Source organism: Bradyrhizobium sp. WYCCWR 12699 (genome assembly GCF_032144035.1).
Classification (GTDB): domain Bacteria; phylum Pseudomonadota; class Alphaproteobacteria; order Rhizobiales; family Xanthobacteraceae; genus Bradyrhizobium.
In genome coordinates this window covers 1,846,412-1,872,267 of record NZ_JAVTJN010000039.1, presented here as the reverse complement: position 1 = coordinate 1,872,267, position 25,856 = coordinate 1,846,412, and the positions used below count along the sequence as shown (strand labels likewise).

The following is a 25,856-nucleotide window of genomic DNA, read 5'->3' as shown; positions in this document are numbered from 1 at the left end:
TGGGGAGAGGTGTATCCGCATTGGGATCCCCTAGAAAGCCCTCACCCGCGCCTTTGGCGCGACCTCTCCCGTAAGCGGGAGAGGTGGACGACCCGCGGCACCGATTCAGCCAAAAACCATCCGGTTCAGCGGATCGAGCCGGAGAAGTTGTCGATGTCGGCTGAGGGCCGCGCCGGAAACAGCCGTGCCGTCGAGGAGTTGTCGAGCCGTCGCTTGCACTTCGCCTCGTCGTCCTCATCCTTGCCGCTGCGCTTCTTCGCAAAAGCATCGTCGAGGCGGTTGACGATCAGCATGGCGTGGTCGCGCTCCAGCGTGTTAGGATTCTTGCGCTGTTCGTCGGCGCGGAACGTGGCGCCGGCCATCTTGCCGGTCATGTCGTAGTCGCAGCCGGCCTTCCAGTCGCCCTGCTCCCATTTCCAGCCATGCGCGGTCAGCCGGCCGTCCTTGCCGACGGTGATCTCGAGTATCGCGTTGTAGGCAAGCCAGATGCCGGCGAGGCCTGCGCGCTTGTCGTCAAAACCTTCCAGCAGCGCGATCCGCTCACGCTGAAGGGCTCCGACATGATCGCGCGCGCTGGCCGTGAAGTGCATCTCCGAGGTCCGCTTCTCCCAGGCCGGATGGAGAAATTCGGGGAATTCCCCCGTCTGCGTGCGGACCCAGTTGCGCTGGTCCTCCATCAAGGCGCGCCGTGTCGCATCGTCGAGCCGCGGCAGCAGCGCCTTCCAGGCGCGGTTCAAGCGTTGATCGTTCTCGGCGAGATCGGGGTCGGCGCAGATTTCCTCGTCCGTCGCCGTCTCCGGACGCGTGCAGTCGAAGGTCGGCGCGACGAAGGAGGTCTCGACCTTGTCGGCCATATCGGCGCTGCCGCTCGCGAAATAAGTGCCGGTGATCTGCGAGGGATCATCGCATTCGTCACGATCCCCGATCGTATCGTCGCCATCGGTCATGACGACACGCAGGGTTTCGCCCTGGCGACGGAGCTTGATCGTCGGCAGTTTTGCCGGCCTGGCATGCTCCTGGCTTGCGGGTGATGCGGTCTTCGCTGGGCCGGCATCCGGCGGTGGGATCGTCCCGCTCAGCCAGCTGCCGGCCTTGGTCACCGTCGCGCTCAGCTTGCATTGCCGATGCTTGTCACTGCCGTAATAGGCGCTCATGTCGACCGCAATGCGCCGCGCGCCGTTCGCATCCGGTGAGATGGTGAGGTTTCCAAATGCATTGCCCCATTTGCCGGAGAGCCCGTTGCGGCCGAAGCCGCCGGCGATCTCGTCGAGCGCTCCCTTGCGCCGGCGCAGCGTTGCGACGAAGTTGTCGCTGAGCTCGGCCTCATCGACCTCCTGCACGGTCTCGGCGGCCTGCGCGATCATCTCGTTGAACCAGGCCTCGTCGCGCTTGAGGAGCGGCCGGATGTTTGCGGGCGCTTTAGCGAGCGCCGTGTCGAACGATTCGTCGATCGCGGCGACGCGCTTGTCGTAGCCCTTTTCCTTGCAAATGGCTGGCTTGATCCCGGTACCGTTGCCGTTGGTCTCGCCGCATAGCGTGATCGCGGTCGGCGCGCTGCTGGCGGCGCGGAGGTAATCGTCCATGGCGTGGCAGGTGAGGGGAGCGAGCATAACCGTCGCGGTGACGAGCGCGAGGCGAAAGGGGACGAACATTGACGGCCCTTGGCTGGAGCGGAATCGTGCCTGCCCGTTGGTCGTCCGCGGCGTCACTGAGGTTCAGAAAAGGCCGTCGTGCCGGCAGAGTCAGTTCAGCTTCCTGCGAAGCGCCTTCACCGCTTCTTTCTGCAGCTCGATGTACTCGGCGATCGCCTTGCGCAGCTCGCGCGAGTGGAGCTTGTCGGCATCACGCAGAGGTACGCTGGGCACGGCTTCAGCTTGGGCATTGGCTGGGGTGGTCTTCATGCGCGAGCTCCGTCTACGAAGCGGCCCCGGAGAACCTAGGAGTCCGGGGCCATAACCTCAGCACCTCAAAGCCAGGCTGCTCGGCTACGTTTCGCAATATATCGCGCCTGGGCGTTGCGGAAATTGAGATGGCTCAAGCTCCGTAATTTATCGGTGTCTGCGCAGGACATGCGATGGGCGGCCGGTCGCATCAGAACGTCGGTGGCGTGCAGGCTGAGATCACCTCGCAGGGCTTGCCGCCGACGCAGCGGAAGCGGTGCGGGCGGCGGCTCTCGAAATAATAGGCATCGCCGGGGTTGAGGATGCGGCGCTCGTCCTCAACGGTGACTTCGAGCTTGCCCGAGATCACGATACCGCCTTCCTCACCGTCATGGACGAGGTGGACGCGGCCGGTGTCGCTGCCGGGCTCATAGCGCTCCTTCAGGATCTGCAGGCTGCGGCCGAACAGATTGTCGCCGACCTGCCGATAGGAGATCGGCTTCTTGCCGACCTCGGTCAGTTCCTCGGCGCGGTAGAAAATCTTGCGTCGTGACTCCGGTTCAAGCGCGAAGAATTCGGCGAGCCCCATCGGGATGCCGTCGAGGATGCGCTTGAGGGCGCCCACCGACGGGTTCATCTGGTTGGACTCGATCAGCGAGATCGTCGAATTGGTGACGCCGGCGCGCTTGGCCAGCTCGCGCTGTGACAGCTTGTGGCGCGCCCGGATGAATCGCAGCCGTCCACCGATGTCGACGCTCATGCCCAAGTCCCGTGTTGCAGGTGTTGCGGATCGGGCAAATATGGACCGGCGGCCCCAGTTAAATCAATGGGTTGCGGCAGGGTAGAAAAGGACTTGTTGCGCATTCCAAGCCGTGCCTCTGCTATGGGGTCAGCAAAGGAGCGCGGCCGTGACCCTTCATCAGATTCCGAACACTATCAAGACCGACTCGTTCTGGATGCCGTTCACGGCCAACCGGCAGTTCAAGAAGGCGCCGCGCCTGTTCTCCTCGGCCGAGGGCATGCACTACACCACTGTCGACGGCCGCCAGGTGATCGACGGCTCGGCCGGCCTCTGGTGCGTCAATGCCGGCCACGGCCGCAAGCAGATTGCCGCCGCCGTCGAGCGCCAGCTGATGACGCTGGACTTCGCGCCGTCGTTCCAGATGGGCCACCCGCTGGCGTTCGACTTCGCCGAGCGGCTCGCCGAGATCGCGCCTGATGGCCTCGATCGCATCTTCTTCACCAATTCCGGCTCTGAGTCGGTCGACACTGCGCTGAAGATCGCGCTGGCCTATCACCGCGCCAACGGCCAGGCGAGCCGCACCCGCCTGATCGGCCGCGAGCGCGGCTATCATGGCGTCGGCTTCGGCGGCACCTCGGTCGGCGGCATGGTCGCCAACCGCCGCGCCTTCACCACCTTGCTGCCGGGCGTCGACCACATCCGCCACACCCATGATCTCAGCCGCAACGCCTTCGCCAAGGATCAGCCGGAATATGGCGCCGAGCTCGCCGACGATCTCGAGCGTCTGGTTGGCCTGCACGGCGCCGAGACGATCGCCGCCGTCATCGTCGAGCCGGTGCCGGGCTCGACCGCGGTGCTGCCGCCGCCGAAGGGCTATCTGCAGCGCCTGCGCGAGATCTGCGACAAGCACGGCATCCTCCTGATCTTCGACGAGGTCATCACCGGCTTTGGCCGTCTCGGCACGCCGTTCGCCGCCCAGTTCTTCGGCGTCACGCCTGACCTGATGACGACGGCCAAGGGCATCACCAACGGCACCATTCCCTGCGGCGCGGTGTTTGCGAGCCGCAAGGTGCATGACGGCATGATGGTCGGCCCCGAGAACCAGATGGAGCTGTTCCACGGCTACACCTATTCGGCGCATCCGACCGCCTGCGCCGCGGGCATCGCGACGCTCGACATCTACAAGGACGAAGGCCTGCTGACGCGCGGTGCCTCGATCGCCGAATATTGGCGCGATGCGCTGCATTCGCTGAAAGGTCTGCCGAACGTCGTCGACATCCGCAATTGCGGCCTGATGGGCGCGGTCGAGCTGGCGCCGCGCGAGGGTGTTGTCGGCGCGCGCGGCTATGACGTGATGGTCGACTGCTTCAACACCGGCCTTTACCTGCGCATGAGCGGCGACTCCTTCGCGATGTCGCCCCCGCTCATCGTCGAGAAGAGCCACATCGACCAGATGGTCTCGATCCTCGGCGACGCCATCAAGAAGGTGGCCTGATAATTGCTCTCGCCGTTGCGAGTTCGTGTCCTTGCAGCGGCGAGCGTGATGCCGCGGGAGTTTGACGAAGCGTGAAAGTCCTGATCCTCGGCAGCGGTGTCATCGGTGTCACCTCTGCCTACTACCTCGCCCGTGCCGGTCACGAGGTGACGGTCGTCGACCGTCAGCCCGAGCCGGCGCTGGAAACCTCCTTTGCCAATGCCGGCGAAGTCTCGCCCGGCTATTCTTCGCCCTGGGCCGGCCCCGGCGTGCCGGTGAAGGCCGTCAAGTGGCTCCTGATGAAGCACGGCCCGCTGGTGGTCCGGCCGAAGCTCGATCCCGTCATGTGGGTCTGGCTGCTCAAGATGCTGCGCAACTGCACCAGTGCGCGCTACGCGGTCAACAAGAGCCGGATGATTCCGATCGCGGAATACAGCCGCGATTCCTTGCGCGATCTGCGCCGCGACATCGGCATCCAGTATGACGAGCGCTCGCAGGGCACGCTGCAGCTGTTCCGCTACCAGGCGCAGTTCGACGGCACGGCCGAGGACATCGCCGTGCTCAAGCAATATGGCGTGCCCTTCGAAGTGCTGAGCCGCGAGGGCTGCATCGCGGTCGAGCCGGCGCTATCAGGCGTGAAGGAGAAGTTCGTCGGCGGCCTTCGCCTGCCGCAGGACGAGACCGGCGATTGCCACATGTTCACGCAGGCGCTGGCCAAGCATGCCCAGGCGCTCGGCGTGCGCTTCATGTTCAACACCTCGATCGACCGCATCGTCACGGACGGTGCGCGCGTCAGCGGCGTCGTGACCAGCGCCGGCACGTTGCAGGCTGACGCTTACGTGCTCGCGCTCGGCAGCTGGTCGTCGCGGCTCGCAGCGCCGCTCGGCATTTCGCTGCCGGTCTATCCGGTGAAGGGCTATTCGATCACGGTGCCGATCAAGGACGCCTCCGGCGCGCCGGAATCGACCGTGATGGACGAGAGCTACAAGGTCGCGATCACCCGTCTCGGCGATCGCATCCGCGTCGGCGGCACCGCGGAAATCTCCGGCTATTCGGACAAGCTCTACGATGCGCGCCGCGCCACGCTGGATCATTCGCTGACCGATCTGTTCCCGCGCGGCGGCGATCTCGCCAAGGCGACGTTCTGGAGCGGCCTGCGTCCGATGACCCCGGACGGCCCGCCCGTGATCGGCCCGACGCAATATGCCAACCTGCATCTCAACACCGGCCACGGCACGCTCGGGTGGACCATGTCCTGCGGCTCGGGCCGCGTGCTCGCGGATTTGCTGTCGGGCAAGAAGCCGGACATCGATGTCAGTGCGTTGACGGTGGACCGGTATAATCACCGGTTTGGATGATTGACGCTGTCATTCCGGGTTCGATGCTGCGCATCGCCTCGGAATGACGATCAGCTCCCGCCCGTCACGCAATTCACCCAGAGCACCACCGCCTTCGCATCCTGCGCCGGATTGGAAAACCGGTGCGGCCGGCGGCTGGCAAAGCGAAAGCTGTCGCCTGTCTTCAGCGACCAGGTCTCGCTGTCCACCGTCAGCATCATCTCGCCTTCGAGCACGAGGCCGGCCTCTTCGCCGTCATGAGTGTAGAGCTCGTCGCCGGTGGAGCCGCCGGGCTCCAGATGGACCAGGAACAGGTTGAGCTTGTTGTCGGCGCTCGCCGGGCTCAGCAGCTGCTTCGACACGCCGGTGCGCCACAGCTTCAGCTCCGGACGCTGCAAACCACGCGTCACGACTTGATCCGAGGCGCCGTCGGCGCTCGGGCTGGCGCCGAACAATGCGGCGATGCCGACGCCGAGCACGTCGGCGAGTGTGGCCAGCACACGCAGCGAGGGTGACGACAACCCGCGCTCGATCTGGCTGAGAAAGCCGATCGACAGTGAGGTGCGCGCCGCGATCGTCTCCAGCGAGAATCGCCTGATGCGCCGGAGATCACGGATGCGGCGGCCGACCGCGACGTCCATTGCAGGCTCCGCCGCTTTGGTCACGGCCTTGGTCGTCGCCCGCTTCGCCGGCTTTGCGGCGGCCGGTTTGCGCATTCTTTTGCCACCGCTCACGTCAAACCGCTTCCTTCATGTGCATGAAAACCGCTTGCATCGTCCGCGAAAGTGTGACCACATTTTCATATTGGTGAAAATAGGCTGAAACGGCGCGGCCCGCAACGTCTGATCACGACTTGCCCGGAGCGCCGTCATCGGCCGAGCCCAACAGGGGGATGCGATGAAGCGTTTTGGTCTGGCCGCGGTCGCGGCACTCGCAATTGCAGCCGCAGCGCCCGCGTCGGCGCAGCAGGTGCTGAAGGTCGGCTCGACCCCGACGGGCATCCCCTTCACCTTCCTCGACACCAAGACCAACACCATCCAGGGCATCATGGTCGATCTTATCACCGAGGTCGGCAAGGATGCCGGCTTCAACGTGCAGATCGAGCCGATGCAGTTCTCGGCCCTGATCCCCTCGCTGACCTCGAGCAAGATCGACATCATCGCCGCTGCGATGTTCATCACGCCGCCGCGCAAGGAGGTCGTCGACTTCTCCGACCCGATCTACACCTATGGCGAGGGCCTGGTGGTACCGAAGGGCGACACCAAAGCCTATGCCACGCAGGACGATCTGAAGGGTGAAACCGTCGGCGCCCAGGTCGGCACCGCCTTCGTCGACGCACTGAAGAAGACCGGCCTGTTCGCAGACGTGAAGGCCTACGACACCATTCCGGACATCCTGCGCGACGTGAACACCGGCCGCCTCAAGGCCGGCTACGCCGACTATCCAATCCTCGCCTACAATCTGAAGCAGGGCGGCTTCCCCGAGGTGCGTCTCGTCGAGGGCTATAAGCCAGTTACCGTCGGCTCGGTCGGGATCGGCGTGCGCAAGGGCGAGACCGCGCTGCTCGGCAAGATCAATGCCTCGCTCACGAAGCTGAAGGCCAACGGCACCATCGCCAAGATCCTGGATAAATGGGGCCTGAAGGCACAGGGCTAGTTGGATCGATGAAGGCTGTTCGATGAAGGGTTTCTGGCACGACGCCGCCGAGTTCTTCCCGATCCTGATGAACGGCGTCGCGCTGACGATCATCGTCACGATCGGCTCGCTGCTGCTCTCGACGGTGCTCGGCCTGATCTGGGCGATGATGCGGGTCTCCGGCATCAAGGCGCTGTCGATGCTCAGCGCCAGCCTGATCAATGTGATCCGAGGCATTCCGATCATCGTGCTCTTGTTCTACCTCTACTTCGTGATGCCCGATCTCGGCGTCACGCTCAGTGCTTTGCAGGCCGCGATCCTCGGGCTCGGCATCGCCTATTCGGCCTACCAGGCTGAAAACTTCCGCGCCGGCATCGAGGCGATCGACAAGGGCCAGATCGAGGCGGCGCAGTCGATCGGCATGGGCTGGTGGCTGACCATGCGCCGCGTGGTGCTGCCGCAGGCCGTGCGCATCGTGCTGCCGCCCTACGGCAACGTCATGATCATGATGCTGAAGGATTCCTCGCAAGCCTCGACCATCACGGTGGCCGAGCTCGCGCTGCAGGGCAAGCTGATCGCGTCCTCGACCTTCAAGAACACCAACGTGTTCACGATGGTCGCGCTGATGTATCTCACAATGAGCATTCCGCTGATCCTGCTGGTCCGTCACTTCGAGAAGCGGGCCGGCAAGAAATGATCGAGCTGAACGATGTCCACAAGAGCTTTGGCCAGAACGAGGTGCTCAAGGGCATCACGGCCTCCGTGCAGAAGGGCGAGGTCGTCTGCATCGTCGGTCCTTCCGGCTCGGGCAAATCCACCATCCTGCGCTGTATCAACGGGCTGGAAAGCTACGACCGCGGCGAGATCAGCGTCGAGGGCCTCAAGGTCGATCGTGACGCGCCGTCGATCGTGAACATCCGCACCCAGGTCTCGATGGTGTTCCAGCGCTTCAACCTGTTCCCGCATCGCACCGCGCTGGAGAACGTGATCGAAGGGCCGCTCTATGTGAAGAGGGAGCCGCGTGCGCAGGCGGTGGAGCGCGGCCGCGCGCTGCTCGCCCAGGTCGGGCTCGCCGAGAAGGCCGACGCACACCCGCCGCAGCTGTCCGGCGGCCAGCAGCAGCGCGTCGCGATCGCGCGGGCGCTGGCGATGCAGCCCAAGGCGATCCTGTTCGACGAGCCGACCTCGGCGCTCGATCCCGAACTCGTCGGCGATGTGCTCGGCGTGATGCGCAAGCTCGCCGACGACGGCATGACGATGGTCGTCGTCACCCACGAGATGGGCTTTGCCCGCGACGTCGCCGATCGCGTGCTGTTCATCGACGGCGGCGTCATCGTCGAGCAAGGGGCAGCCAAGACCGTCCTCAATCAACCCCAGCATCCCCGGACGCAGGACTTCCTGCGTCGCGTGCTGCATCCGCTCTGACCGGTCTTCGCCATGACGCGCCTGCCGCTGCCGCCCTCGCTCTACGCCGACACCGCCGTCGCGCCGGTTGCCACGCCGCCGCTCGATACGGACAAGACCGTCCCGGTTGCGATCGTCGGTGGCGGCTATACCGGCCTTTCCACCGCGCTGCATCTGGCGGAGCAGGGCGTCGACGCCCTGGTGCTGGAGGCGCAGGAGCCCGGCTGGGGCGCCTCCGGCAACAATGGCGGCCACACCAATCCCGGCTTGAAGCACGACCCCGACCAGATCGAGGCGGACTTCGGTGCCGAACTCGGCCGCCGCATGATCGCGTTCTCCTACGGCACCACGAACTTCACCCACGACCTGATCCGCCGCTACCAGATTCCGTGCGAGGCGCGGCAGAACGGCACGCTGCGTGCGGCCTACAATGAGGCCAGCGCCGCCGCGATCGAGAAGACCGCGCAGCAATGCATCCGCCGCGGCATGCCGGTGTCGTACCTGAACCGCGAGCAGCTCCGCGAGATGACCGGCACCGACCGCTACATCGGGGCCATGCTGGACACCCGCGGCGGCGATCTGCATCCGCTCAGCTACGCCCGCGGCCTCGCGCGCGCCGCGATCTCGGCCGGCGCGAAAGTGTTCGGCGAGACGCCGGCATTGTCGGTCCGGCGCGACGGCTCGCGCTGGCGCATCGAAACGCCGCGGGCGGTGGTTCATGCCGACAAGGTCCTGCTCGCCACCAACGGTTTCACCGATGATCTCTGGCCGGCGCTCCGCCGCACCATCGTGCCGGTGTTCTCCTCGATCGCCGCCACCGCGCCGCTCTCGGACGACGTTGCGCGCGCGATCATGCCGACGCGGCCCGTGCTGTACGAGAGCGGTCACATCACGGTCTATTACCGCATCGATCAGCACAATCGCCTCTTGATGGGCGGCCGCGGGCCGATGCGCTGGATCAAGTCGCCGAACGACGTCGCCTATCTCATGCGCTATGCTGAGCGGCTATGGCCGCAGCTCAAAGGCGTGTCCTGGACTCACGGCTGGAACAGCCGGCTCGCCATCACGAGCGACCACTACCCGCATGTGCATGAGCCCGCCGAGGGCGTCCTGATCTCGCTCGGCTGCAACGGCCGCGGCGTTGCGCTCGCGACCGCGATGGGGGCTCAGCTCGCGCGGCGGCTGATCGGCGGCCCGAAGGCCGAGATCGACATGCCCATCAGGGGCATCAAGCCGATCCCGATGCACGCGTTCTGGCCGGTGGGCGTGACGACCGCCGTGATCGCGGGGCGCGTGCGGGACCGCCTCGGCATATGAGAAGGCACCGCCCGGTGAGGAGCGGCGCCTTGCATCATCGGTCGATATTGGGCGTCAGCAGCGGCCCTGCTTCCACAGGCCGGGCGGACAGCCGTGACCGCGCCAGCCGACCTTGCGACCGCGCGACCATCCAGGCGGCGTGCCGTGGTGATGATGGCCCATCGAATGCCCATGACCATGGCCGTGTCCATGACCGCCGCCATGGCCGCCCTTGGCCAGTGCAGGGCCGGTCAATGTAAAGGCGGCCGCAATGACCAGCGACGCAGCGAGCGCAAGTTTCTTCATCATGTTCTCCACGGGGGTGAGCGCATTTGTCCGTTCAACGAACGAACGGTGCGCAGCTAAGTTCCCTGCGAATGTGGAGGAGTCGTGATGCTCGCTACGATGCGTAGTCGCGCGAACGCTCAACGCGCGCTGGCAGAATCGAAGCAGCGATGCTCGCGACTAACCTTCCGCCACCGCGTCGGCCCAGGGCTGGAAGATCTCGACCGCGCCGGAATTGACGTCGCCCTCACGCATCACCACGCTCGGACAGGCGAATTTTTGCGGCAAGGCCTGCACGCGGGTCTCTTCATAGTCGAAGCGCGCGGCCAGCGCCTTGCGCACGTCCTCCGGCAAACGGGCGTCGCCAATCACCACCGCGCCTTCGCTGGCGTCGATGCGCGGCTGATGGATGGCGGCGTCGAGATCCATGCCGAAATCCATCGCGAATGACACGAGCTGCATCACCGACGGCAGGATGCGGCGGCCGCCCGAGGCGCCGACCGCGAGACGCTTGCCGTCCTTGGTCTCGGCGATCACGGGCGTGTAGTTGCAGAGGCAGCGCTTGCCGGGTGCGAGCGAATTGGTCGTGCCCGGCGTCGGGTCGAACCACATGATGCCGTTGTTCATGGCGATGCCGGTGTGCGGCGTCACATAGCGGGAGCCAAAGGACGAGAGCAGTGTCTGCGTCACCGCGGCGATGTTGCCGTGCCGGTCGACCACGGAGAAATGCGTGGTGCAGGCGGGCGCCAGATATTCGGCACCGAGCGAGCGCTTGCCGTCGGCATCGCCCATGTCCTTCAGCCGCTCGCGGAAGGCTGCCTGCAGCGCGAGTGCATATTCGGCATAGGCGGCCCCGTCCGGCGCGCGTCCGGGCTTGAAGCTCTGCTGCAACAGCCGCAGCGCGTGCGCCATGGTGGGGCCGGCCGTGAGCTCGGGCGTCGCATACACCTTGCCGCCGCGATACGGGATCGCCAAGGGCTCGCGCAGATGCGCGCGGAAGGCGGCGAGGTCCTCGACCGACAGCGAACCGCCATCGGCCTTGACGTCGGAAGCGATGCTTTTGGCGAGGTCGCCCTGGTAGAAGTCGCGCGGCCCGGCCTCGGCGAGATGCGACAGCGTCGCTTTCAGCGTGTCCTGCGGCAGCCGGGTCTCGGCCTTGATGCCCCAGGGCGCGCTCGGTGGCAGGCCGTCCTTCAGGAACGCCGCCGCGCTCGCGGGATAGCGCCTGAGATCGGCGGCCGAGCCCGAGATCGTCACCGTGGTCCACCAATCGACCAGCAGGCCTTCGCCGGCGAGCCTGGCTGCCGGCGCGACCAGATCCTTCCACGGCATTCTGGCGTAGCGGCGATGCGCCTCTTCCATTCCCGCGACGACGCCGGGCACGGCGATCGAACCGGGGCCGTGGATGTTGCGATCGTCCTTCACCCGCGGCCAGGGAAAGAGATCGGACGCGGCGCCTTCGCCGCTGAGCGGATAATCGGCGACGCGCAGGCTTTGCGGCGCGCACATGCCGTAATCGATCACCTCGGTACGATTTTCCTTGGCGCGGTAGAGCACCATCGCGCCGCCGCCGCCGATGCCGCTGTTCCAGGGCTCCAGCACGTTCAGCGCCATGGTCGTTGCCACGATCGCGTCCACGCAGTCGCCGCCCGCCGCCAGCACCTCTGCCCCGACCTCGGCCGCCCGCCGCGATTGCGAGGCGACGATGCCGCCCTTGGACGTGACGGCGGGCTTGCGGACGGTTTGGTTGAGGCTGAACTGATGAGGCATGATGTCGTCTTGTGTGCTGCGTTGACGTCGAGGCCGCGCATTGGCGGAGCGCGCGGACAATGGCACATTGCAGCCAACGAGAACATCCAAAGGGAGGCGCAACATGGCTGGTGTGAAACAGGCGCGGGATGGCGCAGTCGGAATCCTGACGCTCGATGAGCCGGCGAGCCTGAACGCCATGACGCCGGACCTGCTCGGCGCGCTCGCCGCCGCGATCGGCGAGATGTCGCAGGACGAGGATGTTCGCGCGCTGATCCTCACCGGCGCCGGGCGCGGATTTTGCTCAGGACAGAATTTGAAGGCCTCGGAAGCGCTCGGCGAGGACATCGCGGCCGGCGTCATGCGGTTCTACTGGCCGGCCTTCAAGGCCTTGCGCGAATGCCGCGTGCCCGTCGTCGTCGCCGTCAACGGGGTGGCCGCCGGCGGCGGCTTCAGCCTCGCCATGGCCGGCGACATCATCGTCGCGGCGCGGTCGGCGAGCTTCATCCAGGTGTTCAGCCGCATCGCGCTGGTGCCCGATCTCGGCTCGACCTGGCTGCTGCCGCGGCTGATCGGCCGGCAGCGTGCGCTCGAGCTGATGCTGCTGAACGAGCCGCTGACGGCCGAGCGCGCCCAGGAGATCGGCCTGGTGCGGCAGGTCGTCGATGATTCGAAGCTGATGGACGCGGCGCTGACGCTGGCGCGCCGTCTCGCCGAGGGCCCGACGCGCGCTTTGGTGGCAACACGGCTGCTGGTCGAGGAGAGCGAGCACGCCACCTACGAGGCGCAGTTCCGCCGCGAGATCGAGCTCCAGGCGGTGATCCGCAAGGGCGCCGACGCCGTCGAAGGCCGCAACGCCTTCGTCGAGAAGCGCAAGGCAAGGTTCACGGGGAGGTGAGAAGGGGCTCGCTACCTCGCCGTCATGGCCGGGCATAACCGTCCGAAGGACGGCGTCGCTTGCGCTCGCCTATGTCCCGGCCATCCACGTTCTTCAGAGTGGCCCAAAAACGTCGATGCCCGGGACGAGCCCGGGCATGACGAGTGGAGAGACTGCTGGTTGGAAAACAGGGCCGCTCAGAGCGAGCGGTTCAGCCGGCTGGCCTGATACTTGGCGCGCCATTTCGGGCCGGGCCCGCGCATATAGTGAAGCTCGGGACGGTAGGGGTCACCCGCGACCCGGATCAGCGTCTGCCATTTGGTGGCGACGAAGCTCAGTGGCTGGCGGAAGAGGCTCAACATGGCATCACCTCAATGCGGCTTGCCGAGCATGGCGGTGAAGGGGAGATCGAAAATCTCCTCGCCGTCGTCGTCGCTGACATGGATCACCCAGTCGCGCCAGTCTTCGTTGCTGGGCGTCAGGATCATCGAGCGCATGATCTGGGAGGCCCGGTCGCGCGCCTCGGTGAGATTGGACACGGCGGCGCCGTAGCGGTCGATCAGGGTGCCCTCGGTATTCGAGCAGTGAAAATAGACCTGGACCATATGCGCCTCCTGATGGAGCAACTGGGATGGCAAATCGATACCACCCGGAGCCTTCGCGAAACATTCGGGTCGAACCCGGTAAGGGAATGTACGGATATTGGTCGGCACGAAGATCGTTACAGGTTTAATCACAGGCGAGTGATGTTCGACTGGACTGCGTTCGGACGGCATGGAAGACGTTTTGGCCGGAAGTCCGGGGGGCCGCCGTGAGCTACTTCACATCCGGGCGCGAGGGCGGAAGGCTGCGCGCATATGCGGGCGGCCTGGCGGGCGTTTTGGCGGCCCTGCTTGGGTTTGTCTCGGTGGCGTCATCGGAGCCGCTTCGCCGCAGCGGCTATGCCATCGGCGCGGACACCTGCGGCCACGGCGATCTCGCTTTTCCCAGGATCCAGATCGACATGAAGGCCGGATTTTGCGCCGGGCTCGTCGCCAGCGAGGAGGATCGCCTCAAATTCCCGCGGTCGATCGTCCAGTTGCCGGGCCAGGGCCTGTTCGTGGTGGCCGACATGGGCGGCTGGGGCCACGCGGACGGCCGGCTGTTGCTGCTCGATCCGCGCGCGCCGCAAGGGCAGCGGCTCAAGGAGCTGGTTACGGGGCTCGAATATCCCTTTGGCCTCGCGATCGGCCCGGACAGGAAGCTCTACGCCTCGACCGCCGAGACGATCTTCCGGTTCGATCCGCTCGCCGACAATCCGCACGGCACGGTCGAAACCGTCATCCGTCACATGCCCGGCCGCCGCGTCAATTTGCCCGACGGCACAAGGGTCGAGGAGAGCGCGCACCCGCTCAAGCAGTTCGTGTTCGACAGGAACGGGCGCCTGTTCGTCAATGTCGGCTCGCACAGCGACGACTGCATCACGCCGGCCCCGATCACGAAGCCTTGCGCGGCGGCGGAGGGCGCTTCCGCCATGGCCTCGATCTGGCTGTTCACCCCGCCTGCGGGCGGCGTCTTCCCGGTGCTGAAGCCCGGCGATCCCGATCCGCCGCACACCGTCTATGCGCGCGGCCTGCGCAACTCGATGGCGCTGGCGCTGCATCCGAATTTCCCCGAGGCCGGCTACGCCTTCCTGCAGGCCGAGAACGCCCGCGACTTGCCCGACATCTTCAAGCCGAACGAGGAGATCAACGCGATCGAGCAGGGCAGGCACTACGGCTGGCCTTATTGCTACGATTTGTCGACGCCGAGCCCCGAATTCAGGGGCGTGCTGCAATCCGGAGCCTACAAATCGTTCTGCACGGCAGGCGCGCTCTACAAGCCGCCGCTCTCGCTGCTGCCGCCGCACGGGGCGCCGCTTGGGATGCTCTATTATCACGGCGGCAAATTCCCGGAGCTGGAGGGCAAGCTGCTGGTCGGCCTGCACGGCTATCGCCCGACCGGCAGCCGGCTGCTCGTCTACGACGTCGATGACCACGGTTTCCCCAAGCCGAGCCCGGCGCCGGTGCGCTATCACGTCAGCTGCGCGGCCGACCCGACCCGCAGCTTTCAGACCGACGCCGGTGAAGTCGCCGCCGCGCCGTTCGAGGAGCTGATCGCAGGCTGGCACCGCGTCAACGGCGCGCGGTCGCAAGGCGCGCCCGTCGGCATGACGGTCGCCGAGGACGGCGCGATCTGGCTGGTCGAGGACAAGAACCAGAGCGTGATCCGCATCGATCGGGCCGCGGGCGAAGCCCCGCCGCCGCTGCCCTGCGACACGCGCAGCCAGGCGATGATCGACCAGCTCGCGGCCTTCGTCGCCCGGGACGCGCCGAACAGCGCCCGGCTGACCAATCTGCGCAAGGGCCTCGTCGAGCGGCACTGTGTCGGCTGTCATTCGGATTTCGGTTTGAAGAGCGGTCAATCGGAGGCCGAGAAGGACAGGGCGGTGCTCGGCTTCATGCTGGCGCAGGACGGTTGGATCTATCCGGGCGATCCCGCGTCCGGCAAGCTGCGCACGCGCCTGCGCGGCATCGGCGCGGAGAAGCTGATGCCGCCGGGCGGCGAGAGCCTGCCGAAGACCGAGCCCGGTTATGCGCGCCTGCTCGACACAATGGACCTGCTCGTTGCCAAAATGGTTCCGGGCACGCGGATGCGCATCAAGCCCGGTCCGCCGCAGCGCAAGTTCTTTGGCAAGACCAACAAGGAATGCGGCGAAATACCGGCTGGGAAGGTCGTCGTCGTGACACAAAGCAGCGCTGTAGACAAACCCGGCTTCAGCCGATTCTTCCGGCCGGCCGATCCCTATTTGAATGGCGAGTGCAGCGACGGCGATGGCTATTACATCCGGCAGGAATTTCTGGTGCCTGTGCAGTAGCGTCCTGTTCGTCGTTGCGACGACGTCCGCGCAAGCGGAGACGAAGCTGTTCGAAAGCGCGCAGGTGACGCCCGCCGGCGAGTACACCTTCGGCATCGAGGGCCCGGCAGCCGACCTCGATGGCAATCTGTTCGTGGTCAATCTCGGCAAGCCGGGCACCATCGGCCGGCTGCCTGCGGGCGGTGCGGCGTCGGAGCCGTTCACGGCACTGCCCGAGGGCAGTGTCGGCAACGCCATCCGCTTCGACCGCAGCGGCACCATGTTCATCGCCGACTACAAGAAGCACAACATCTTCGCGATCCCGAAGGGGACGACGGAGCCGGGCATCTGGTTTCACTCCGACGAGATGAACCAGCCCAACGACATCACGGTCGCGCACGACGGCACGATCTATGCGAGCGATCCGAACTGGAAGGGCAGGGAAGGCTATATCTGGCGGATTGCGAAAGCCGCCGACGGCACGGTGCAGGGACAAGTGATGGCGTCACCGCGCGCGATGGGCACCACCAACGGCATCGATCTCAGCCCAGACGGCAAGACGCTCTATGTCGGGGAATCCAGCAGCGGCCAGATCTGGTCCTATGCGATCAACGGCAACGAGCTGACGGCGGCTAAGCTCGTCAAGACATTCCAGCCCGACACCGTCGATGGCTTGCGCACCGACGTTGCCGGCCGCCTCTATGTCGCGCGCATTCTCAAGGGCACGGTTGCGCTGATGAAGCCCAATGGCGCGGTCGAGCGCGAGATCGCGCTCAAGGCCAAGGAGCCGACCAACCTCGCCTTCGGCGGCAGCGACGGCAAGACCGTCTTCGTCACCCAGCGTCAGGGCGGCTTCATCGAGTCCTTCCGCACCGATCAGCAGGGCCGCGAGCACTGTCTGCAGCGCGGGCGCTGCTGAGCCCTGGGGCGCTCTGCTTCCGGCGCAGGGCGGTCGAGACGGCATTGTTCTTGCTTGCATCTGGCCGCCACGGGGATCAAGACATCTGCTGCCCCTGAAGCGCATGCGAGCACGGAGTGTTTGAGTGAAAGCCGTCCATACCGAACTGCACCGCAGCCATGATCCGCAATTCTTCCTGGTCCGCGGTGTCGTCAAGCGCACCACCGAGCAGCCGGAACGCGCCGACCGCCTGCTCAAGGGATTGAAGGACGGCAAGCACCAGCTGGTCGAGCCGACCGCATTCGGGCAGGGACCTCGCGCACGCATCCACAGCCCGGAATATCTGTCGTTCCTGAGCGAGGCCTGGGACGCATGGACCGCGCTCGGCGATTCCGGCCCGGAGATGATCGGCAACATCCACCCGGTGCGGCATGCCGCGACCTACCCGACCCACATCGTCGGCAAGCTCGGCTGGCACACCGCCGACACCGCCGCGCCGATCGGTCCGGGCACCTGGGCCGCGGCCTGTGCCGCAACCGACGTCGCGGTCACCGCCGCGCAGATGGTGATGGACGGCGAGGGCGCGGTCTATGCGCTGTGCCGTCCGCCCGGGCATCACGCCTATCGCGACATGGCCGGCGGCTTCTGCTTCCTCAACAACAGCGCGATCGCGGCGGCGCATCTGCGGCAGAGGCACGAGCGCGTCGTGATCCTCGACGTCGACGTCCATCATGGCAATGGCACGCAAGGCATCTTCTACGCCCGGCCCGACGTCTACACGATCTCGATCCATGCCGATCCCGTTGCGTACTATCCCTATGTATGGGGCTATGGCCATGAGCGCGGCGAAGGGCCGGGCCTCGGCACCAATCTCAACATTCCGCTTCCGATCGGCACTGGCGATGACGGCTACATGCAGTCGCTGGACGTCGCGCGCAAGGCGATCGAATCCTTTGCCCCCGGCGCGCTCGTCGTCGCGCTCGGCCTCGATGCCTCCGAACACGATCCGCTCAAGGGCCTCGCCGTCACCACGCCCGGCTTCCGCCGGATCGGCCAGGCCATCGCCAGGATGGGCCTGCCGACAGTGCTCGTGCAGGAGGGCGGCTATCTCTCGGATATTCTGGGCGCGAACCTGACCTCGGTGCTGGCGGGATTCGAAGAGGCGAGGTGAGACCCGCCTCCGCGCGCGTCACTCGGCCGCTTGCTGCAGCGGCCAGGCATTGCGGCTGATGGGAAGGCCGCCGTTCGCGCGGGAGCCGTCGGCGATCGCGAGGCGATGCGATGGCGACGGCGAGCACAGCGAGAAGCGCCAGCCGTCGGGATCGTCGGCGATGTCGGGCTTGAAGCTGATCTCGATGGCCTCGCGCGACACCTGCATCGCGAAGGCGTCGAGCGGCAGATTGAGGCCAAAACCCCTGGCCTTCAGATAGGCTTCCTTGAGCGTCCAGTAATCGAAGAAGCGCTCGATCGCGGCGGGCTCCGGCAGTCCGCGCAGCGTCTCGACCTCCTCCGGCGCAAAGAAGCGATGCGCGGTGGACAGCGGCGCCACCCGCCGCGACACGGTCTCGACGTCGACGCCGACGGTCTCATGCCGCGACACGACACAGGCGACGCAGCCGTCGGCATGAGACAGGCTGAAATGCAGCGCGGTCGAGGTTGCAGGCGCTGCGACAAACGGCCGCCCGTAGCGGCCGGCCCCGAAGGACCAGTCGGACGGCGCGACGTTGGTGGCGACCTGCGACAGTGCCAGGCGCAGCATGGCATGCGCGAAAATATACTGCCGTCGATGCCGCTCGAACATGAAGCGATCGGCCCGGATCCGTTCGTCGACCGAGAGCAGCCGCCGGCACGTCTCGACCGCGCCCGGCGCGTCAATGGACTCGATCAGTCCGACGAAGAGTTCAATTCTGTCGTTCGCCATCAATTGGGCCTTTTGCGTCAGGCAGGGCAAATCCCTCGTCCTGACGGAAGAAACAACTGAGCAAGAATCAACCAAGCAGCCGCTTCTAACGGCCCACCCGGGCGAATTCTTGTCGATTTGCAGGCCGGTTTACAGGCGCAAGCTTGTGCGAGACCCCAACTCGACACGCAAGCAACCGATCTTCCGAAAAGTGAGGCCTGAGGATTCGTACGGCGTCCCGGCCGATGAATCCTACTTCTTCCTGGTTCCCAGCGGCTTCTGGAGAGCCTCGCGGTCCTTGTCGCCCGACGAGGTACCCTTGGTAAATTTGCTCAAACCCATAACACTCCCCCCTTGAAAAAAATCGTCCAAATCAAAACGTGCGAATATCTTGCGCGGTGACGTCGAATAATCAAGCCGCAACTTGATCATTCACAGCTTTGGCGGGTGAACCCGTAGTCATCCGTGATCTGACCCGCAGTCCGTCCTCGACGACTGCGTCGCCGATTGGTGGCAATCCACCGCCGACCTCGCCGCTGCGCTTCCGCGGCATCGGCGCGGACCTGGACCTGGACTTGGACCTGCCGCCGGGTCGCTAACACTTCGTTTCATTTTACCTTGATTCCGTTTGTGAGTTTCCCCCGTCTCCCGGCGGGGCTATGAGTGCGGCCTGATTGCCATCCGAGCGCGCGCCATGCATTCCGTTGCCCTGCTGACTGCCAGCTATGCCAAGGATATCGAGCGCTTTTCGCTGCTCAGCGAGAGCATCGACACCTGGCTGACGGGATACACCCGGCATTATGTTCTCGTTAACGATGAGGACGTGCCGCTGTTCGAGCGCTTCGCCTCCGACAAGCGCGTGATCATTCCGGCCTCGCGCTACCTGCCGAAATGGCTGTTCGCCCTGCCGCCGGCACTTCAGTTCATCAGCAAGCGGCGCGTCTGGCTGTCGCTGCTGTCCTCGCCGGTGCACGGCTGGCACATCCAGCAGATCCTGAAGATTGCCGGCGTCCTCAACGCGCCCGAGCAGCGCGTCTGCATCCTGGATTCGGACAATCTGTTCTTCCGCGAATTCGACGTCGGCCAATATGCCGGGGCCGAGAAGACGCCGCTGTTCGTCACGCCGGAGGACATCGGCGCTGATCATCCGCTGCATGGGTTGTGGCTGCGCACCGTCGATCAGCTGCTCGGCATCAAGGATCGCTCCTTCCCCGCCGACGATTACGTCGGCAACGCGCTGGTCTGGGACAAGGACACCGCGCGCGCCATGACCGACGCCATCAAATCGGCGACGGGATTGAACTGGGTCCTGGCGCTGTGCCGGAAGAAGAAGTTCTCGGAATATCTGATGTACGGCCATTTCGTCGCGAACTCACCCGCGCACCTGGCCACCCACCGGGTCACGGAAGACAGCATCGCCGTCTCGCATTGGGATGACACCCCGCTCGACCGGCCGGCCATCGAAGCAATGATGCGCGCCGCGTTGCCCGGGCAGGTCGCGCTCTGCATCCAGTCCTATTCCTCGACCTCGGTCGACGACATCCGCGACGTGTTCCGCCTCTCTTCGCGCGATCGCCGGGCTCCGAGCCTCGCACCCGACCACATGGACGATGCGGTCGAATTCGTCGTGCCGAAGGCGCGCTGAGATCCGGCGCCGTCAGGCGTCCTTAGTGAACTTGCTGATCACGTCCATGAACGGCTTCGGCTTGAACTCGCCGTCGAGCGGCAGCGGGCGGTTCGGCTGCTTGTCGGCGCGCGCAAAGACGCCGTTGATCCAGCTATAGCGATCCGAGAGTCCCCAGGTCAGGATCGAGCGCACCGGTCCGCTGGTCGAGATCGCGGTGAGGAGATCGTCGACGCGCTTGGCGACGATGGCGTCGCGCTGTGCCGGATTTCCCGTCAGCTTCTGATCGTCGACGTCGAGCTCGGTGACCAGCACCTCGAGCCCCCAGGAGCGCAGCTCGGTGACGAATTCGGCGAGGCCATGGGTGTCGATCTCGAGCTCGGCATGCAGATGCGATTGCAGTCCGACGGCGTGCAGCGGAACGCCCTGGTCGAGCAGGTCCATGATCAGGTTGCGATACGCCGCGCGCTTGGCAATGAACGAGTCCTTGGCCGACTCGATGTCATATTCGTTGATCGCGAGCTTGACGAAGGGATCGGCCGCGGCCGCCGTGCGGAACGCCAGCGGGATCCAGCCCTGGCCCAGATGCTGGGTCCAGAACGTGTCGCGACGATCCTTGGGGCTGCGCGGATTGTCCGGGATTGGCTCGTTGACGACGTCCCACGAGGTCAGCTTGTCCTTGTAGTAGGAGACGACGGTGCCGATATGGTCGACATAGGCGCGCTCGACGCCGCGCGTGTTCTTGATCTCTTTGGTCCAGTCCGGAATGTCGTGATACCAGGCGAGGGCGTGGCCGCGCATCGTCAAATCATTGTCCCGCGCGAAATCCAGGATTGCGTCGGCGCGCTCGAAATTGAACGTGTGCGCGTTCGGCCGCAGCATTGGCCATTTCAGCTCGAGCACCGGCACGACCTGCGTGCAATAGGTGCTGATGGCTTCGCCGAGCCTGGGATCGGCCTGCAGGTCCCAGAGCGTGGCGGCCGCGCCAAAGCCGGGGCGGCGCTGCGAAAGCTTTGATGCTGGTGCCGCCGACGCAGAAGCGCCCGCCGCGAGGGCTGCGGCGCCGCCGAGAAGAAATTCGCGTCTATCGAGCCTGGTCACGGCAGTCCTTCTTGAACCAACGCAGCATCGTACCAAGCGGTGCCCTGCAACGCCCGGGTTTCGCCTTGTTGGGTTAACCTCCGCCGTCTGCACGTCATGGTTTCCTTCCATGATCGCGCCTCGCCGTTCCCGGAAGGGCAAATTTAACGCTAACGCGTGAAAGCGGCTGCAGAGCTTCATTTGCCGCCCGATCTGCAGACTTATGTGACACTCTTGCGCGATGCTGCGGCGCAGTTCGTTCGCCCCGCCAAGGTCCCATTGATTAACGACCGTCATATTCGCAAGACCGCTGCCGGTCCCGTGCTCGCATGCTGAACCGCCATTTCTCGATTTATCTCGTCGCCTACATCCTGCCCGCGGCGGTGGGTTTCTTCGCCGTCACGGCCTATACGCGGCTGCTGACGCCGGCGGAGTACGGCGTCTATGTCGTCGGCCTCAGCCTCGCCGGCATTCTGGGCGCGATCTTCTTTGCCTGGATCAAGCTGTCGGTGTCGCGCTATCAGGCGATGTCGGCGGAGGTGGATTTCCGCGGCACGGCGATGGTCGCCTTCGGACTCACGGTCGCGGTGCTCTGCGCCACGACGCCGTTGGTCTTCCTGTTCCGCAGCGACGTCAGCGTCGAGCTGCTGCTTGCCAGCATGTTCGTCGCGATCATGGTCAATGCCGTCGATGTCGGTCAGGAGTTCGAACGCGCGAAATTGCGTCCCTACCGGTTCGCCGCGATCTCGATCGTGCGCAGCGTGTCGAGCGTCGGATTTGGCCTCGTCGCTATCTGGTTCGGCTGGGGCGGATTGGGGCTGCTCGCGGCGTTCGGCCTGGGCTCGCTCACCGGCATCATTCTCAATCTCGTCGGCGACCGCAGCAAAATCGCGCGCTTTCAGCGCAGCCAGTTCATGCAGCTGGCGCGCTACGGCCTGCCGCTGACGCTGGCCGGACTCTCCGTTGCGGTCTATTCGGCCTGCGACCGGCTCATCGTCGCCTATCTGCTCGGCAAGGACGCCGCCGGCATCTTCGGCGTCGCCGCCGATTTGCCGCGCCAGTTCATGGTCATGATCGCCTCCAGCGTCGCCGCGGCGACCGTGCCCTTGGTGTTTCGTTCCCTGTCCGAGAACAACAGGGAGACGACGCGGGAGCGGCTGAACGAAAGCCTCGAACTCCTGCTCGTCGTGGTCGCGCCCGTCGCAGTCTGGCTCGCGCTTGCGGCGGATCAGGTTGCCGGCACGCTCGTCGGCGTCGACTTCCGCGCCGGCGTGTCGGCATTGTTGCCGATCCTGGTGCTTGCCCGCTTCTTCGGGATCGCCAATCAGTTCTACGTGCAGATCAGCTTCCAACTCGCCGAGCGCCCCTTCATGCTGGCGGCGCAATCCTTTCTCACGCTGGCTGTCAGCGTGGTGCTGATGGTCGCGCTGGTCGCCGGTTACGGCATCTACGGCGCGGCGTGGGCAACGCTCGCGACCGAGGCGATCGGTTTCCTCGTTGCCGTCGTCCTGATGCATCGCGCCCACCCGGTCCCGTTCGATCTCAACCGGCTCGCCGGGGTCGCGGTGTCGGCCGCGGCGATGGCCGCCGCCATCCTCGTGGCGCGTTCGCAAGCGGGGGGCACCGGCCTTGTGGCGCTGATCGTCGTGAGCCTTGCAGGCGGTTTCGCTTACGCCGCTGCAGCGTGGCTTCTCAATGTCGCCCAGGTGCAGACGCTGTCATTGCGCGTCTTGCGGGCGTCCAACCGGAACGCGCTGGGGGTGTAGCCAAGATGGGGGCGGCCCGGTTCGAGGAGAGAACCTTCGCCCGAGCGAGCAATATTGACCAGAAACAGGCGGGGGCAGCGGTCTATGCTGGCATCATCACCGCCCCATATCGGCGATCTATCGGTGATTGAGAGTGCTGTAACGCTCTCGCCGGATCCCGCGGTGCGTCGCATGTATTTGCACTATTCCCAGGCATTCAGTCCCTCACCTGCATCAGGTGAAGGGCCGCGTTGTCGTTGGTGCGGCGAATGCATGGGCTTGGTGAGGATCCCGGGCTTAGCAGCATTGGAGATCGGAACGTTCGCGTGCGCCGGGTGCCACCAAGGTTCCGCCGCCGCAATCGAACGCGATCCAATGACAGCCACGGTCGTCTGGCTCGACAGTCATGACCTGCGGCCACCGACTTGAGCGAGCTGGAAGAGTTCATCCACCGCGAAAACATCAGAATCTTCAAACGGGACTTCGAGCTGGAAAAAGACGCCGTCCGGCGGCAATGGCTCCTGAAGCGTCTGGCCGAGGAAGAGGCGAAAGGCCGGGTCACGAGCCAATAGGCGAGCGCCGGGGACCTTCAAAGAGGCGTCAATGGGAGATGCGTGGTGAGCGGATACATACTCAATAATAGGGGCATCCGCGCCGGCGTTGTGAACGGCGCATCGATTTTCGATCTCACGGGCAAGAAAGTTTACGATCTTCGGGGGAACAATATCTACCGTCTCTCGGGCGAGCTGGTCGGTCATATGCTCGACGCGTCGGGCTCCGACAAGCGCCTGGACCGCGGCAGCGAAGCGCTGCTTTCCGTCGGGGAAGCGCCGGAGCTTGACGAGCCTGAGAACCGTCCTGCACCGCAAAGGCAGCCATCCGCCACTTTTACGGAAGCAATCCGGCTGCGCCGAATTATCTCCGCCCCGGCCGATCGTCCTAAAAAAGGGTGATCGTGCACTCCCGTGGTTTTCACGAACAACTCGCGCAGCGGCAGGCGACGATGCCCGATGCGGAACCCGATCAATTGGAAAATCTATTGCAGCGGCGACCGCACCCTCGTCTCGGCATCGTAGACCAGGATTTGCAGCATCGGGAACCTGCGGAGCAGCTCGGCGCCGGCTGCCCGGGCAGCCGTCTCGCTTTCGTAACGGGTCTTGAAGTGGCCATCAACGATTAGCGAGAAGCCATCGGCTGGCGCCACGTCAGCCCTTTGAATCGTTCTCGGCTCGATCTCTTCGACTTGCACGGTCGGCTTCTTCATGGGGTACCTTCGATCGTTGCAGGAGAGGGCTTGGGGCGCGCTTGCTTCCAACCTCTCAGTCGTCCCTCGCGATCTCAGGCTTGTCGTACAAGACCGCGTTCAGGAGGGAAGTGTGAACCTCGATCTTACCGTTGTAGGTGATAAAGCCGAGTTTGCGGAATTTGTTCATGAAAAAGCTGACGCGGGATCGGGTTGTCCCGATCATCTCCGCAAGCGTCTCCTGACTAACCTGCGCCGAGATGGGCTGAGTGGCGCCGTCCTTGCCGAAATTGGCCAACAGCAGCAGAAGACGCGCAAGCCGCTTCTCGCTCGAATTAAACAACTGGTCGATCAGGTCTTCTTCTATGCGGCTATTTCGGCTGAGCAGATACTCCATGAACAACTCGGAGAACTTCGGTTCGGCCTTGAGTGCGACGAGCATCGCTGGTTTCTTGATGGACGTGATCACGCTTTGCTCCATCGTCACTGTCGTCGAAATCCGCAAGGGATGGCCGTTCAGGCAGCCCTCACCGAAGAATTGTCCGGGCTCCATAATTCCGACCACCGCCTCCTTGCCTTGCTCCGAGACGACGAGAACCTTGATCCTCCCCTTTTGGATGTAAAAAACGGTATCCGCGGCGTCACCTTGCGAGAACACCACTTGGTTCTTGTCGAACTTCAATATGGTTTTGCCCTCGCCGACCTTGGCGAGGAAGAGTTTTGGATCGAACGCGCTTTTCGGCGCTTTTGGCATGACGTCGCACAACCTGATGGAGAGAGTTTCAGTCTAGCAAGACCTGGCCGGGCACGTTAGGCAAATCTTGCTTCGTCTCCGGTCTGTGAGTCGGAGCTGACAACTGCCTGCGGCTTCGGACAGGCTCGTTGAGCGGATCGCCGAGCTCAATGCCGTACGATCGTCTGATGCCGATCCTTCATGAGTGCGGCGTCCAGCTCCGTCTGGCTGATCGCGTAGGACTGGGTCCGCGATTGGGAGGCAAACCTCGCGGGCGTTTGCAACTGCGTCGCCACACGCCGATAGGCGATCCTCGACAACCCTTCGATCCGCTCGTCGTCGGTGAGGACGACATATTCGCCGGCGGGCTGAGCGCCCTCCAGCCCCCGAAGGACGAAGGGATTGGCGAACGATACGATGGTCCGCGTTGTTCTGATGGTCAAGATGACATCTCCTGGTCGAACCTGCAGGGCGCCGGCCGCGCCATTTGCCGACGCGGCTCATCGCGCCGGTCGCGGGAGGGCCATTCGAGACTCTAACGGTTGGCTCTCCGGGCTGCAGAGCAGAATTGCTCAGCCTTGAAGGAATGGTTCGCAATTAATGGTGAACCCGCGCCGATCATACGACCGCTATTTGAGCAATTTTGCGCATCATTCGCTCCTGCTCAGGTCTAACCTGACCGTCGGGCGGAATGCTGCATGGTTGTCCGACGAAGCAGCTGGGGCGGCGTTTGGCGCAAGCGCTGGTAGCCGCGTCGTTTAGGATATGCCTGGAACGAACGTCGTCGGGGTGACTTGGTGATGACGACCGGATGTGATGCCCACTCATCATATCTGATGAAGGGCGGTCCTGGTTCGCACACCCGTGCCAGGACCGCTTTCTTGCGCGCGCTCCTTCAGCTGCTATTCGGTTGGTCTCAGCGATCGGCGAAGGATTTATGGACGTTCCCGCACTTGGAGCATTCGAAAATGCGCAGATCGGGGCCGTCGCGACTTGCCCCGACGTGAATCAGCATCATGCGGCTCTGGCAGGCCGTGCAGTGGGGTCGTGGTATCGGGATCAACGTCGGTTCTGGACGA

Annotated in this window: 27 protein-coding genes; 14 read left to right on the top strand and 13 right to left on the bottom strand. The window is 64.8% G+C overall.

Features of this window, described 5'->3' with window-relative positions; all coding sequences use genetic code 11:
- Nucleotides 1–125 precede the first annotated feature (125 nt).
- The 3 genes from RPS27_RS39420 to RPS27_RS39410 all read right to left on the bottom strand — a co-directional run bounded on the left by RPS27_RS39420 (nt 126) and on the right by RPS27_RS39410 (nt 2,640).
- A complete protein-coding gene (locus RPS27_RS39420) occupies nt 126–1,652 on the bottom strand; it encodes a lysozyme inhibitor LprI family protein (RefSeq protein ID WP_212068786.1) in 1,527 nt (508 codons plus the stop codon).
- A 90-nt stretch (nt 1,653–1,742) separates the two neighbouring features.
- A complete protein-coding gene (locus RPS27_RS39415; protein ID WP_212068787.1) occupies nt 1,743–1,901 on the bottom strand; it encodes a hypothetical protein in 159 nt (52 codons plus the stop codon).
- 190 nt (nt 1,902–2,091) lie between these two features.
- Nucleotides 2,092–2,640, bottom strand: coding sequence for a cupin domain-containing protein (locus tag RPS27_RS39410; RefSeq protein WP_018646206.1), 549 nt, complete (start codon nt 2,638–2,640; stop codon nt 2,092–2,094).
- Between the two features lie 148 nt (nt 2,641–2,788).
- Here RPS27_RS39410 and RPS27_RS39405 point away from each other — a divergent pair, with 148 nt between their 5' ends.
- Entirely contained in the window at nt 2,789–4,117 is a 1,329-nt protein-coding gene (locus tag RPS27_RS39405; RefSeq protein ID WP_212068788.1) for an aspartate aminotransferase family protein, read from the top strand.
- 71 nt (nt 4,118–4,188) lie between these two features.
- Entirely contained in the window at nt 4,189–5,454 is a 1,266-nt protein-coding gene (locus RPS27_RS39400; protein ID WP_212068789.1) for a D-amino acid dehydrogenase, read from the top strand.
- A 50-nt stretch (nt 5,455–5,504) separates the two neighbouring features.
- Here the strand turns inward: RPS27_RS39400 and RPS27_RS39395 are convergent, their stop codons facing one another.
- Nucleotides 5,505–6,149 (bottom strand): helix-turn-helix domain-containing protein, encoded by a 645-nt coding sequence (locus tag RPS27_RS39395; RefSeq protein WP_212068790.1) that lies wholly within the window; start codon nt 6,147–6,149, stop codon nt 5,505–5,507.
- 181 nt (nt 6,150–6,330) lie between these two features.
- On the opposite strand from RPS27_RS39395, the gene RPS27_RS39390 reads away from it, so the two are divergent.
- The 4 genes from RPS27_RS39390 to RPS27_RS39375 are packed head-to-tail and all read left to right on the top strand — an operon-like array spanning nt 6,331 to nt 9,789.
- The gene (locus RPS27_RS39390; RefSeq protein ID WP_194406316.1) at nt 6,331–7,089 is read left to right on the top strand and encodes an ABC transporter substrate-binding protein; all 759 of its coding nucleotides are present in this window, start codon (nt 6,331–6,333) and stop codon (nt 7,087–7,089) included.
- A gap of 22 nt (nt 7,090–7,111) precedes the next feature.
- Nucleotides 7,112–7,765 (top strand): amino acid ABC transporter permease, encoded by a 654-nt coding sequence (locus tag RPS27_RS39385; protein ID WP_212068791.1) that lies wholly within the window; start codon nt 7,112–7,114, stop codon nt 7,763–7,765.
- Nucleotides 7,762–8,493: an amino acid ABC transporter ATP-binding protein gene (locus tag RPS27_RS39380; protein WP_212068792.1), complete on the top strand. Its 732-nt coding sequence runs from the start codon at nt 7,762–7,764 to the stop codon at nt 8,491–8,493. The genes RPS27_RS39385 and RPS27_RS39380 overlap by 4 nt, the downstream gene beginning before the upstream one ends.
- A gap of 12 nt (nt 8,494–8,505) precedes the next feature.
- The gene (locus RPS27_RS39375) at nt 8,506–9,789 is read left to right on the top strand and encodes an NAD(P)/FAD-dependent oxidoreductase (protein WP_212068793.1); all 1,284 of its coding nucleotides are present in this window, start codon (nt 8,506–8,508) and stop codon (nt 9,787–9,789) included.
- A gap of 54 nt (nt 9,790–9,843) precedes the next feature.
- Here the strand turns inward: RPS27_RS39375 and RPS27_RS39370 are convergent, their stop codons facing one another.
- Together RPS27_RS39370 and RPS27_RS39365 are read right to left on the bottom strand one after the other, a co-directional pair.
- A complete protein-coding gene (locus tag RPS27_RS39370) occupies nt 9,844–10,074 on the bottom strand; it encodes a hypothetical protein (RefSeq protein WP_313755090.1) in 231 nt (76 codons plus the stop codon).
- Between the two features lie 159 nt (nt 10,075–10,233).
- Nucleotides 10,234–11,823: a gamma-glutamyltransferase family protein gene (locus RPS27_RS39365; protein ID WP_212068795.1), complete on the bottom strand. Its 1,590-nt coding sequence runs from the start codon at nt 11,821–11,823 to the stop codon at nt 10,234–10,236.
- Nucleotides 11,824–11,926: 103 nt separating this feature from the next.
- On the opposite strand from RPS27_RS39365, the gene RPS27_RS39360 reads away from it, so the two are divergent.
- Nucleotides 11,927–12,700, top strand: a complete 774-nt coding sequence (locus RPS27_RS39360; protein ID WP_212068796.1) for an enoyl-CoA hydratase-related protein — start codon at nt 11,927–11,929, stop codon at nt 12,698–12,700.
- Between the two features lie 176 nt (nt 12,701–12,876).
- On the opposite strand, the gene RPS27_RS39355 is transcribed toward RPS27_RS39360, so the two are convergent.
- Together RPS27_RS39355 and RPS27_RS39350 are read right to left on the bottom strand one after the other, a co-directional pair.
- Nucleotides 12,877–13,041 (bottom strand): hypothetical protein, encoded by a 165-nt coding sequence (locus RPS27_RS39355; RefSeq protein WP_212068797.1) that lies wholly within the window; start codon nt 13,039–13,041, stop codon nt 12,877–12,879.
- Between the two features lie 9 nt (nt 13,042–13,050).
- The gene (locus RPS27_RS39350) at nt 13,051–13,284 is read right to left on the bottom strand and encodes a DUF6894 family protein (protein WP_094973683.1); all 234 of its coding nucleotides are present in this window, start codon (nt 13,282–13,284) and stop codon (nt 13,051–13,053) included.
- Nucleotides 13,285–13,490: 206 nt separating this feature from the next.
- Here RPS27_RS39350 and RPS27_RS39345 point away from each other — a divergent pair, with 206 nt between their 5' ends.
- From RPS27_RS39345 to RPS27_RS39335, 3 genes are all read left to right on the top strand, one after another.
- The gene (locus RPS27_RS39345; protein WP_212068798.1) at nt 13,491–15,575 is read left to right on the top strand and encodes a PQQ-dependent sugar dehydrogenase; all 2,085 of its coding nucleotides are present in this window, start codon (nt 13,491–13,493) and stop codon (nt 15,573–15,575) included.
- Nucleotides 15,532–16,473, top strand: coding sequence for an SMP-30/gluconolactonase/LRE family protein (locus tag RPS27_RS39340; RefSeq protein ID WP_211419680.1), 942 nt, complete (start codon nt 15,532–15,534; stop codon nt 16,471–16,473). Before RPS27_RS39345 ends, RPS27_RS39340 begins: the two co-directional genes overlap by 44 nt.
- Before the next feature lie 124 nt (nt 16,474–16,597).
- Nucleotides 16,598–17,623, top strand: a complete 1,026-nt coding sequence (locus tag RPS27_RS39335; protein WP_212068799.1) for a histone deacetylase family protein — start codon at nt 16,598–16,600, stop codon at nt 17,621–17,623.
- An 18-nt stretch (nt 17,624–17,641) separates the two neighbouring features.
- Here RPS27_RS39335 and RPS27_RS39330 read toward each other — a convergent pair whose 3' ends face one another.
- Complete coding sequence (locus tag RPS27_RS39330) at nt 17,642–18,373, bottom strand: 4'-phosphopantetheinyl transferase superfamily protein (RefSeq protein WP_212068800.1); 732 nt, start codon at nt 18,371–18,373, stop codon at nt 17,642–17,644.
- A 673-nt stretch (nt 18,374–19,046) separates the two neighbouring features.
- Here RPS27_RS39330 and RPS27_RS39325 point away from each other — a divergent pair.
- Nucleotides 19,047–19,997 carry a DUF6492 family protein gene (locus RPS27_RS39325; RefSeq protein WP_212068801.1) on the top strand — a complete coding sequence of 317 codons (951 nt, stop codon included), beginning with the start codon at nt 19,047–19,049 and terminating at the stop codon, nt 19,995–19,997.
- Between the two features lie 12 nt (nt 19,998–20,009).
- On the opposite strand, the gene RPS27_RS39320 is transcribed toward RPS27_RS39325, so the two are convergent.
- Complete coding sequence (locus tag RPS27_RS39320; RefSeq protein WP_212068802.1) at nt 20,010–21,077, bottom strand: endo-1,4-beta-xylanase; 1,068 nt, start codon at nt 21,075–21,077, stop codon at nt 20,010–20,012.
- Between the two features lie 308 nt (nt 21,078–21,385).
- Here RPS27_RS39320 and RPS27_RS39315 point away from each other — a divergent pair, with 308 nt between their 5' ends.
- The 3 genes from RPS27_RS39315 (at nt 21,386) to RPS27_RS39305 (ending at nt 23,754) form a co-directional block, all read left to right on the top strand.
- Complete coding sequence (locus RPS27_RS39315; protein WP_212068803.1) at nt 21,386–22,822, top strand: oligosaccharide flippase family protein; 1,437 nt, start codon at nt 21,386–21,388, stop codon at nt 22,820–22,822.
- A 404-nt stretch (nt 22,823–23,226) separates the two neighbouring features.
- A complete protein-coding gene (locus tag RPS27_RS39310; protein WP_212068916.1) occupies nt 23,227–23,373 on the top strand; it encodes a hypothetical protein in 147 nt (48 codons plus the stop codon).
- A gap of 45 nt (nt 23,374–23,418) precedes the next feature.
- The gene (locus tag RPS27_RS39305) at nt 23,419–23,754 is read left to right on the top strand and encodes a hypothetical protein (RefSeq protein WP_212068804.1); all 336 of its coding nucleotides are present in this window, start codon (nt 23,419–23,421) and stop codon (nt 23,752–23,754) included.
- Between the two features lie 83 nt (nt 23,755–23,837).
- Here RPS27_RS39305 and RPS27_RS39300 read toward each other — a convergent pair whose 3' ends face one another.
- The 3 genes from RPS27_RS39300 to RPS27_RS39290 all read right to left on the bottom strand — a co-directional run bounded on the left by RPS27_RS39300 (nt 23,838) and on the right by RPS27_RS39290 (nt 25,220).
- Nucleotides 23,838–24,065, bottom strand: coding sequence for a hypothetical protein (locus RPS27_RS39300; protein WP_212068805.1), 228 nt, complete (start codon nt 24,063–24,065; stop codon nt 23,838–23,840).
- A 55-nt stretch (nt 24,066–24,120) separates the two neighbouring features.
- Nucleotides 24,121–24,798 carry a Crp/Fnr family transcriptional regulator gene (locus RPS27_RS39295; RefSeq protein WP_212068806.1) on the bottom strand — a complete coding sequence of 226 codons (678 nt, stop codon included), beginning with the start codon at nt 24,796–24,798 and terminating at the stop codon, nt 24,121–24,123.
- 146 nt (nt 24,799–24,944) lie between these two features.
- Nucleotides 24,945–25,220 (bottom strand): hypothetical protein, encoded by a 276-nt coding sequence (locus RPS27_RS39290; RefSeq protein ID WP_212068807.1) that lies wholly within the window; start codon nt 25,218–25,220, stop codon nt 24,945–24,947.
- Between the last annotated feature and the right edge of the window lie 636 nt (nt 25,221–25,856).